Source organism: Parabacteroides caecihominis (assembly GCF_023656785.1).
In the GTDB taxonomy this organism is placed as follows: Bacteria; Bacteroidota; Bacteroidia; order Bacteroidales; family Tannerellaceae; genus Parabacteroides; species Parabacteroides segnis.
On sequence record NZ_JAMOKS010000001.1, the window covers coordinates 75,729 to 87,546 of the forward strand.

At 39.5% G+C, this 11,818-nt stretch carries 7 protein-coding genes; 1 reads left to right on the top strand and 6 read right to left on the bottom strand.

Annotation, left to right across the window (positions count from 1 at the left end):
- Positions 1–132: 132 nt before the first annotated feature.
- The 3 genes from NBH14_RS00160 to NBH14_RS00170 form a co-directional block, all read right to left on the bottom strand.
- Positions 133–1,119, bottom strand: coding sequence for a FecR family protein (locus NBH14_RS00160; RefSeq protein WP_186957849.1), 987 nt, complete (start codon positions 1,117–1,119; stop codon positions 133–135).
- Between the two features lie 140 nt (positions 1,120–1,259).
- A complete protein-coding gene (locus NBH14_RS00165; RefSeq protein WP_186957850.1) occupies positions 1,260–1,820 on the bottom strand; it encodes an RNA polymerase sigma factor in 561 nt (186 codons plus the stop codon).
- 176 nt (positions 1,821–1,996) lie between these two features.
- Positions 1,997–2,863, bottom strand: coding sequence for a DNA-directed RNA polymerase subunit alpha C-terminal domain-containing protein (locus NBH14_RS00170; RefSeq protein ID WP_186957851.1), 867 nt, complete (start codon positions 2,861–2,863; stop codon positions 1,997–1,999).
- Positions 2,864–3,463: 600 nt separating this feature from the next.
- Between NBH14_RS00170 and NBH14_RS00175 the strand changes: the two genes are divergently transcribed.
- Entirely contained in the window at positions 3,464–3,925 is a 462-nt protein-coding gene (locus NBH14_RS00175; RefSeq protein WP_186957852.1) for a helix-turn-helix domain-containing protein, read from the top strand.
- Positions 3,926–4,039: 114 nt separating this feature from the next.
- Here the strand turns inward: NBH14_RS00175 and NBH14_RS00180 are convergent, their stop codons facing one another.
- From NBH14_RS00180 to NBH14_RS00190, 3 genes are all read right to left on the bottom strand, one after another.
- Positions 4,040–6,511, bottom strand: a complete 2,472-nt coding sequence (locus NBH14_RS00180; RefSeq protein WP_250817010.1) for a hypothetical protein — start codon at positions 6,509–6,511, stop codon at positions 4,040–4,042.
- A 177-nt stretch (positions 6,512–6,688) separates the two neighbouring features.
- Positions 6,689–9,586 (bottom strand): hypothetical protein, encoded by a 2,898-nt coding sequence (locus NBH14_RS00185; RefSeq protein ID WP_186957854.1) that lies wholly within the window; start codon positions 9,584–9,586, stop codon positions 6,689–6,691.
- 5 nt (positions 9,587–9,591) lie between these two features.
- A complete protein-coding gene (locus NBH14_RS00190) occupies positions 9,592–11,706 on the bottom strand; it encodes a hypothetical protein (protein ID WP_250817012.1) in 2,115 nt (704 codons plus the stop codon).
- Positions 11,707–11,818 lie beyond the last annotated feature (112 nt).

The following is an 11,818-nucleotide window of genomic DNA, read 5'->3' on the forward strand; positions in this document are numbered from 1 at the left end:
TATCTGCAAAAACAGTAATGAGGAGGTAGCTCGATTAGAGTTACCTCTTTTTGTTAATTTTTTATTCCTTTCTCATAGGCGTTGTATTAGATTAGACATATTCGTTTTATTTTTCCGTACGGTTAACTCCTGCTAAGGAACCCTCTTTCTCAAAAATACGGTATCTCCTTTATTTTCATATACAACCGGGGTTGTCAGGCTAATAATGTCGATAAAGTTTTCAAGGTTGTTATTTCGAATGGTTCCTATGTAACATACTTTTTTCAAAGATTCGTCTTCTATGCATATTGTTGTATTATACAGGCGGCTCATAATATGGGTTATCTCCTCCAAAGACTCACCGTCAAATGTGATCTCGTTTTTCCTCCAAAGAGCTATATTCTGCATACTCTCATCCTTATACCGGGAAAAACTCCGGTTCAATAAATCGACCCTAATAGATTCATGCGGTTCGAGAATTGCCACATGACGATCATAGCTTACCCTGACAGAGCCGGAAAACAACGATGCAATAATTTTATTATCATTCTGATACGCATTAACATTGAATGAAGTTCCCAAAGCTTCGACCTGCATACCTTTTGCTTCCACAATAAAGCGTTTATCCGGATTTTTGGCCACTTCAAAATAGGCCTCTCCTACTAATGTTACGTTACGTTCTTTCAAGCCATAATCTGCCGGATAACTAATTTTTGTATCGGAGTTCAGCCACACTTTCGTACTATCAGGCAAAGTAATGAATGCCCGTTGCCCTTTTTCTGCCAATACCATGAAATTCTGTGTCGACAGTTGCTTTTGTTTATCGCTCATACGATAATTAACCAAGCCTAAAACAATGATAATACAAGCTACCGCAATCTGTGGCCAAATCTTCCATGAAAAACGTGAATGTAATAAAATAGTTTTAGTTTTCTTCTCATCCAACTCCCAGCTCAGCCTGCGGTACATACGTTCCTGTACATCCCTGGGCATCTCATCCGGGCTCTCTTTCCATGCAGTCTCAAAAAGCATGAAGAACTCCTCTTTGGATGCGCACTGCCGGAACCATTCCATCAACTGCCGGTTTTCTTCTTCGGTAGTCGTACCTGCTATCAGACGGTGAAGTAATTCTATTCTCATTAGTAATCCGTTTATATATTATAGTGGGATAAATATACCTACTACTTAGTCAAAAGATAAAACAGGCTCATTTTTAACTTTAATTCACAAACGAATTCTGCTTAAAGACAAGGAATATTCAGAAAAGAGGGAAGTCGGTTTTATAAGGAAAGATAGATAAGGATAAAAGCTACCGCTTTATTTCCAAGCACTTTACGAAGTTCTTTCAGGGCCTGATAGATATGTGCTTCAACCGTTCGTTCGGACAGGGATAATTTTTTCGCAATTTCTGCATGCGACAAGTTTTCAAAACGGCTCATGATAAATACTTTCCGCCGCATTTCCGGAAAGGAAGAGATGACATTGAAAATATATTCCCGCAACGAATCGGCCTCAATCGCATCTTCTTCCGAGCTGGAGATCAGTTTCGCATCCCTGATTTCTTCCACCGGAAGGTTTTTATGAAGAGCTTCTTCCACATATTTATAGGCTAAATTACGGGCGATGGTCGAGATATAGGCTTCAAAGTTAAGCTCAGGTAATATATTTCCACGCTTTTCCCAAATAGTCAGGAAGAGTTCCTGAACGACATCTTCAGCCAAATCTGCGTCATTCAGCAAATACAGAACGGTGTTGTATACCTTCGGACTGTATCGCCAATAGACAGTATTAAAAGCATCCCTGTCTCCCTCCTTCAGACGATATAAAAGTTCACTATCCATGTTTATACTGTAATTCTCCTCATTAAATAGCTGTCAGGTTAACAATTCGGCAAAAGATAATTATTTTTCACCTAGCAACATATCCTAATTTCGATACAAATATAAACCTATTATTATTATTACAAATAGTATTTGCCAATACATGAACCACAAAGTTATAAACAACCGGATCACAGTTATTTCTTGGAAACCGTCACATATCGTAAAAGTTCGCAATGCCCGCTGACATCCATTATTCCTTTTTTGAACAATTCGCTTTTCAACCTCTTAAACGAGACTTCTCCAAAGTTATGTAATGTTTTCAACCTTTCCATCTCTTCATTTTCTAAAATATATCTCACTAAATCTTCCAACGTATCTATATGATTATCTCTTAAGGCATTATAGGTCCTTGTATCCAAATCAAGAGAGACAGTCAATGGCTTCTTCAGCAAAAGTTGCTGGTTCTCTAATGAAATCTTTTCTCCGGCAAACTTCATTCGCAAGGCTTGCTCATCCTGCAGTTTATTTATTCTGGCATTCAATGATATAATCTTCGATTTCAGTTCCCTGATTTCCTTATCTTTCTTTTCGCTCTCATCCAGATAACTCCTAATAAATCCGGTCTGAATGCCGATATCCACCAAGGCTTCCTGAAATATGATCTTTACTTTGCGTTGTGTAATTTTCAGATGTTTTGCCACCTTTTTAATACTTATATGGGTTGCCAACGCATGGAATACGAATTTTTTGTTCTCAGAGTTAAGCAAGTTGCGCATTTCCGTTATAATAAACAGATATTCCGGAGTGAGCTTTTTAAATGATTCATATACAACATCTTTTTCAGTCACATATTTTTTGGGAGGTACAGGTTGTGGCTGTGCTTCTACACGTTGTTGCTCAGGCACGGAAGGTTGTTCTTCGGGTGTTGGAGAGACAATAAGAACTTCTTCCTGCAACGTTGCGTCAGGAGCTGTAAATGCATTATTTACAAGACAAAGCTTCTGTTCTCGGGTAAAAAGAAGTTTTGCATAATCGCGTAATCTAGTTAACATACTCATCATAACATAAATAGTTTAGTTAAGTCAAAATATAAAGAATGTGATATTACTATCTCAGCCGAAATTAGAACCGGGGATAATTTATGCAAACTGAAATAAAACTTTAAAATACCTTTTTTCCATAATAATAACGGAAGGAAGTCAACGCCATGGCTTCTAAAACATTCCCCACAGGAACAAAGGTAACAGATATGATTAAAAAAACAACAGATTACGGTAAGAAAATCAATGCTAAAGATTAAAACTGCCCTATCCTCGCGAACCAGACAGCTATTTACATATTTGAATATATTGTATATTATTTCAAATATGAATAGTTGGGAGCTTATAAAAAAGCCCTAACCCCCTTTTAATGTTTACCAATCCTATCTCCTTTCGCATCTTCTACATATATGAATCCAAAACCTGTTATCTTCTTTTTACAAAGAAAGCCAGAATATCCCATGCCCCAATATTCATGGCTAGGTAAAATACATAAACATCTGAATATTTTACATAACATGAAGGAAAAGAAAAAAGCAGGACAGATTGTTATTTCCCATATGATAAGTAAGGACTTTATCGTTTTGTCCTTATATTTGTCTCAAATAAAATAAGTTCGATATGGAAAGAGAAACAGAAGAGAAAACCGGAAAGAACGTTCACCAAGGTGCGAACGTCCGCAGATTACGTAATATAATGGGTGTCAAACAAAGCTCATTGGCGGAAATGCTCGGTACCACGCAGCAAAAGGTTTCACGCATCGAAAGCCAACGGGTGATCGAACAAAATACGTTGATCCAAATCGCGAATATCCTCCATGTTGCTCCCAAGATCATTGAAGAACTGGATGAAAATCCGCTGTCAGTTGTTATTGAAAATAATAATTTTGAAAGCGGAAGCTATAATACAGGAGTTGATAACTCGAATGTTGGAGAAGAAAATCATCACAACACGATTAACAATCCCCTGGACAAAATAATGGAATTGAACAAACAGACTACCGACCTTTTTGAACGCATGCTGGCTGTTGAGAAAGAAAAGTCCGCCTTGCTGGAACAATTGTTGAAGGAAAAGGAGAAATAAAGCCTGCACTATTATAGCACATATCTTGTCAGATATAAAAAATATAACCGATCTCGTAAGGGTAGGTTTGAAATCTACCCCTACGAGGAAATCGGCTAAAAAAGTATCCGGCATTTATCTACCGGTTATACTTTCTTTATTACCCAAGGACTTGAATTCTACCTCCACAGAAGGAGCTTTTGAAGAAGAGAAGTCGCATTGTACCGTCACATTGTTTTTCCCCTTTCCCCATGCAGTAGTTTCGGATACGGCAAAACTTTTACGAGGCTTCCAGTATTCATCACATACATATACGGAATTACCATCGCAATAGAGTTTGTCGCCCGCTTTCAATATCTCTTGCACTTGGATCGGAGCACAACCTTCCACCAATATTTGCAGGTTGGTGATTTGTGCACCCGCTTCGTCTCCGACTTTTATCGTTGCATAAAATTGTACTGGTTGCTTCTCATACGGATTATCAAAAGTAAACTTACTTAACAAAGGTTCTCCCGTTTGTACCGAACGATACTTGTGGACATTATCCCCTTTCAAGGTTACTTCATACAAGTTCCAAGCATTATCACCCGCTTTCTCCAAATGGAATTCGTTTTTAGGATTCTTCATCTTCTCTCTTTGTGCAGCTGTCAACAAATGATTGTTACGTACTTTCTGCCATTCACGAATGGCTTCAAAGAGGTGACTCTTAAATCCGCTCTGTTCGATGCTTTCGTCTACACGCAACAGATAGCCGGCATCAAAAGCGGCACTACGTGCCTGGATCCATTCAATATCTTCCGGTCGATAAGTCTGTTCCAATTTAAACCAACCCAACATACCCGGCATCAAGTTACGTTCGAAATAACGCTGGTTCTCCAAACGGTAATTGACTTGGCTCTGGCGCAGGTTGTCATACCACGGTTCTCCCCAGTTCATGAAAGAATAGATATGCCACCAATAATGGAACGGTGATGAACCACAAGAGATAATACCTTTCTGATCCAGGTCGTCAAACCATTGTTTCAAGAACCTGGAAGCCCCATATAAACCATGTCCCGTAGGTGATCCACCGTAATAACCGTCGAAGTCCATCAATCCGACTCCCGTTTCATTGCACACTTCAGCCAAACGTTTAGCAAAAACATCACTCAAATGAATATCCGGAAAGAGGCCGCTATAACAATTATTCAGTAGCTTATCAATCTTATCGCCTGCCTGATGAGCCGTAGGCTTCGTTCCGAACTGTCCACGTGTACAATCCAGCAGTTTATAAGGCTTCTCTGTAGTTACCTCCCGATACGACACAATCTCCGTACCTATCTTTGCCGAATGCGTTTCACCCAAATAGGTAAAAAATTCCGGTGATTCAATTTCTATATCCTTATCAGTTGCACTGATCTCTTTTGTCAAAACAGAACTTCCTGAAATGGCCAAACTATCACTAGGCACGGGAGAGACATACGGATCATGCGTAGAAGTAAACATCGTCAGCGTATGTACGCCGATTTCAATACCACGCGCTTTCGCCTTGTCAGTAAAAGCTTTAATTTGCTCTGCTCCCTCCGGAAAACGAGAGGTGTGTAAATCAAAATGTCCCCAGCTTTTGAATATGTCCCCGATATGAACCAAATTGAAGTTACAAGAATCGGCATAATTCAATGCATTATCCAACGAACGACCCTCATATAACATATAAGCCGGATTCTGGAGCTTCCGTTTTTTGATCCACTCTCCGTTCATCATCGGATGTGGCAATCCTTCCCCTACTTCGATCTTACCGATGACATCGACAGCTTCCGAAGATGGTGCGGCAAACAAGGCAATAGAACTTCCTATGAAATCCTGATCCAAAGCCGTCACAGTCTGTCTTCTCCCTATATAGTCTATCACTTTTTCTTTTCGCCAATCACGTGCGAAAAATTGAATATCACTACCATACGGACGTGCAACAGCCGCATTCCCCCTTATCATACGCACATAAGCAGGCATATCTCCTTCTTCATTCACATTGATGTCGTACGTTTGCTGTCCGATCTTATCTTTCAAATCATCGGGCACCTCTTGTCCCGGCAGCGGATCGATGTAACAGCCACCTGTAGCATCATCCCCCAAATGAGGTCGTCCCTCTGTCGTATTTATGCCGAGTGCCTGTACACCGACAGCAAAAGTCGTATCACGTACCACTCCTACCGTCTCTCCTATATATTGAGATATTTTGGTCGCATACGGTCCCCAAGCGATAGCATCAATCCCGTCACGATTACTCAATGAAACCAAAGACAAGCGAATATACCCGTCTTTCACTTCTTTTGAAACGACAGCTTCCGACTGGTTTGCAAAGGTTAGTATCCAGTTGTCTCCTTCGACTTTCAGGTTGGTGGGCATGATGTATTCTTTTCCATCATAGAGACTCAACAAGGGAGATGCCCCCTCTTCCGCCAGATAATTCACGCCTGTTCTGTTATCCGCTACCTGGCGAATAAAACCTTTTCCATCCACACTGAATGTTGCGTATTGGGTCGAGAGCTCATCGACATACGATTGTTTGCATGAGCATAATATCAAAAATGCAACAGCACAAATACTACTAATTTTTCTAAATCTCATAAGGTCAAAAATTAGATTATCAGATTTCTTAATTTACATATATTTACTACACAAAAATAAAGACTACCATTCACATTAAACATAGCAAATAATTGCCTATTCAATGGATTATTACTGTTTACTAGTATGTCCGGCTATTAATCCTTAAAAGGGACATAATACCGAACATACTTGTTATTATTTGGATATGGATGAAACTGGGCAAATCTTATATTTGTAATATTGAGGTTTATGTTCAAAATGAACTTGATCAGCTAAAGGAACTTGGTTTATCACTGTTATGATATTTCCATTCTTATCTATAGCTTCTATATCTACGCCTAACTCCGAAAATCCAATTAAAGACAAATTGAAATCAACCTCCTCTAAATCCTTCAAAGGGATGATTTCCCAGCCAAATTTTTCTTTCTTCAACATATAAGAACCCTTACCTCCAAATTCTCCCTTTTCTACTTCCCCATACGTATCAATATAGAATAAATGATCAGAATAAACCTTGTCAAGTAATTTACCTGTTGATGAGGCAGGGTTTGTAGAAGAAACAGAAAACAAACGGCTTCCAGGCAAAACGGCCAAAGTTCCATATTTAGGCAATGAATAATCATGGTTATTTTCTTTAACCAGCCACGGTTGATCGGAAAAGTTGGCATAAATCTTCAAACCACTATTATATTCAACCTGGATACAAGGAGATTTTAATAGATCTTTTTTGATTGCATCTGAAGATGACACATAAGATTTTCCATCAAAATACCGGATACTTTTCACCGGAATCATCGAATAGCTATTTTGGAATGGTTGCAAGAAAGCATATCTACGAACTGCATCAAAACCATCAGACAAAATACCGATATTACCGAAAGCGTAAGCATAAGCAACATAAGCCTCGTTAGAGACATTAGACATTCCATCCATTTCCAACGGATTAATCTTCAACAGTTGAAAATCAGGGAATATAGGCAAACTATGATTCATATGTGAATAATTCCCATCTAACAATCCTGCATAGAACCAATGTGTGCCACCTTCCGAATAAACTGGACCTTGATAGGCGCGGCGTTCGTTCATCAAAGTCATACCAATATATTCAAACACAGTACGAAATTTTCCTGCTCCAGGAGTACGATAATCGTAATCCACCCGGTCCATAGGAGAAATACAAGTCTCCACATCACAATAAGAAAAGTTGGTACCAAATGTCTTATGTATTTGCGGTGCCAAAAGGGCCTGTTGTTCCCAACCGATCGTTACTTTATTGGCATAACATCTACACCAAGCAGATCCCCAACCATAATCATTGTGGCTGATACGTACCCAATCTTCATTCCACAGAGCATTTACAGGGGCAAAATCCATGTAATTCGAGTAAAAACCGATCCTCCAATCTTGTCCTTGTACAAAACGGACATATTCTTTCAAACGTTCCGTACCCAGATCAGGGTTAGGTATTGTTCGAAATGTATAGCTCTCTCCACCAGCACGCCAAAAATCTTCGTGATAGCGAATACTAACATTTTCTACACCTTTAGACCGTAAATCAGTCACGAACTTTCCTAATTTAGGAAGATCACTTCCACCGTTGATCGCCCACAAACGATCTACCTGGTTAGAACGCATTGGAGAAGCCGGATTATCAATCGTTGGGAATACTTCGTGTACATCCGGTGATACATTAATAAAGAGACGTTCGCGTAACGGGTTGCGCTTTTTATTGTTCAACGGATAATATCTGACACCTCCATTATAGGTCGCTTTACCCTCTTTGATACCCTGTTCTCCACCATAATACATGGAAGCATTGGTATAATACCAATCAAACATCGTCAAATAGAACAGATTGTCGGCATACAGTATACTGGGAGCATCAGCTGTATAGGAATCATTGGCAAAAGGGTTATACACCAAAAAAGGAACACCCACCAATTTACCATCCGACACGTTGTCTGTCGCGCCTAAGCAGATCTCTTCCACTTTCCCATCCGCTGCTTTTTCTTCAATCGTCCAAATCAAAGACTTCTGCTTGATCGTATAGGAACAGTCAAAGCGTTGGTTCAAACCTTTTCCTACTGCTTTATAACAGATGAACAAAGTATCGTTTTCTACTCTCTTATCCATAACTTTCCACTCTGCTTCTGTCCGTTTTTCAAAAAGGATCTTAGCGTTGGTATTCACCTTTTTCTCTTGTCCGTCACACAAGAGTGTCACGCCACCTATCGGATAAGCCGGGTCTACTTGATACGTCAGCTTAGCATCTTTCCCTTCGTATGAGAAAAGGTATTTCTCGCCTTGTTGCTCCACACGATTGCTAAATCCGGTCGTCTTATTCGTCGGCAAGATCGTCTCTTCACGAAGAGGAAAAGGTAATTTCTCTGGGAACGGTTTAAACTTCATTGGCTTCAAAACTTCTTGATATCCATAGATAGGACCCAAGAAAATATTGTTCTCCACATCCGGTTTTGTACCATTCCCTTTAAATTCCAATCCGATGAATGTAATCGGTCGGACAATGCTATCATTCAATTTTATATGGTTCAAAAACCAATACTTATAATTCATATTCCGCCATAACCATTCTTGCATGAACGGAATTGTTATCTCCCGGCCTTTGGCATCTTGGATAACGGCATAATGGGTCATGGCTTCTCCACTGTTCTCCCATAACCAATGGTTTCCATAATTCCAAAAGTTAATGCAATCCCACTCTTTATCGAATTTATAAGGTTCAACAAGTTCTACACGAAATCCGGCTTTTGCCTGTTTGGTTTTGTAAACGACTTTTCCGCTGTAATCGCCTATTACCCGTTGTTCTTTAGTTCGATATAATGCGACCTCGGATTGGTTTGCCCGAACTTGCCACTGCGTACAATCATCAAAAGTAAACAGTGGTTCTCTGGCTTCCGTACGTCCTTCCATTTCATAAGGTTTACTACCGATACTTTTTTGCTTCGGATCTTGATTCACCCCTTTGATCGCCTCTCCATATTCCAATTCATTTGTCTCTTGTGCTTTTCCTTGTTGGATATTCAGAGCCAAACACAGCAACACACATGCGCGTAATGATTTATGTTTTAACATATTGTCTAATTTATAAGAGTTCTCGGATTGACATGCTCACCGGAGATATCCACTGTATATAGCGTCCATGTATGATCATTGATACGTTCCAAATGGTACCGGTTCTCTTGAGCTTTCATTTCTTCTTTCAATTCTTTAGAAAAAATATCGGCACGCCGGGCATCTTCCCACACACGAAAAGCCTTAAACACGCGCTCTTTATCCAAACATTTTTCAACAGCGTTTTCACTTAAACCAAGCATATAAGTAGCATTCCATGCAACAGCCTTTGATTGTAGATTCTCTATCACTTGTTCATCCCATTCCGATTGGAAATTTTGGATACCGAAAGTGGGACAAATGAAATTATTAACATTACCGTTTCTTTCATCTTTCCCCTGAATTCCGAAAGAATTGGTTACAGGGTTAAACATATTGTTTCCTCCACCAATATTTCCATTCCCCATATATAACCAATTACCATACATGATACCAGATCCCATCACACGAAGTTCATTTCCGCCATACGTATGAAACTTCTCAAACAAATTCCGATAGAATCGTTTCATAGAATAATAACCATGTCCTTGATACATGAAACTTTCCTGTCCATCAAAATCGACATAATCCATGCCACCGTCAACCAATAACCGGGCATAATAATCGGCATAATCGTCTTGCAGATTCATATCCGGAACAAAACCATTATAACAGTTCATCTGTAATTTTGCTAACACCTCACCCGCTTTATGTGTTTGAGCCACCGTATTGTAAGCACCACGCTTCACACCTTTCAATGTATAAGGTCGGGTTGTTGTAACTCCTTCGTAAGTAAGTAGTTCTTTCCCTAATTTCAAAACATTGAGTTTATTGCAATGCCAAGTTCCCCATTCATTTAACCAACTGGTATCAGCCACACAAATATCCGTTTGAGAAGCATTCAAATCATGAGTGATCGTTGTCTTCAACACCATGCATAAGCTATCATTAGGAATGGGACTGACATCACTGCAATGTGGTTGCAAAAACTCACACAACGTATGTAACCCATAAGCGATTCCAGCTTCGTTCGTCATTTTTGTAAACTCAGCGATAGAAATTTGTTTTCCACCATAAGAAATCATCTTATCCGCCCATCGATTTGCCGGGTTGACATAATACTCTCCCAAACCTTCATCCTGTACAGCACGTACTCCCAACTGAGTTGCATAAGAGATCAAACTATCATGCCGTCCCCACCATGCTAAATCGGCACAAGCAGCTTTCGGATCACGAACCCATTTCCCTTGCTGGGTAATATAAGGCAGTCCTTCCTCCAAAACGACCTTCTCATAAAGTTTTAACGTATGCTCTTTAGGACAAACAAAAAATGCAACCGATGATCCTAAAACATCCTCATCTACAGCCTCCACCCGATGATGCTTAGGTACATTCACATTTTCAAAACCTGGTATAAGTGTAAAAAATATATCACGGGTAGCACGACGATCACGCGAACTCATTACAATGTAAGAACCATATTCCGGTATATACTCAGCCCCATTCCCTTTATTGAAAAAGAAATGACCTTCTTTCCGATTCGTAAAAGCAACATCGCTAATGCCATCTCCACCTATACGCAATTGCTGCCCCTCATATAACGAATCCGGCAAAGGATATTTGATCGGATCTGGTGTATGTACTCTGTAATACATTTGGTGCATATCTCCATCTGTAGGGAGACCGGTATTCGTATTGTCATTACAGGCGACCATACCGATCGTACAACGTTCATTACTGACTACTCCCAACAAATCTCCAATATATTCACGTATCGTAGTATAATAAGGTCCCCATACTACATGATCCGCTTTACCACGATTAGTCAGTGATATAAGTTTAAACGTCAAGTACTCTTCTTTTTCTCCTATTTCTATAACAGCTTCAGCTCCATTGGTATACGTTAACATCACCTTTTCGTCGATTTGCCGAGCCGAAACAGGCAAAATAGCCTCATCGTTACCGGCATAAAGAGCCAACAATGGAGAACTTTTCTTATCAGATAAATATTCTATATTATCAACTTTACTGTAGATACTCGTTAAGAATCCTGTAGAATCCATCTTTAATACTGCATAATCCGTTTCAAAGCAAATATTCATCTCTGCCTGATTACACGAAAAGAGTAGTGGAGATATAACTACCCACACCCATTTTAATAAAACATTTTTCATCTGTCTCATATAAGATTTGAAAGGTTTAAAAAACGGAGTA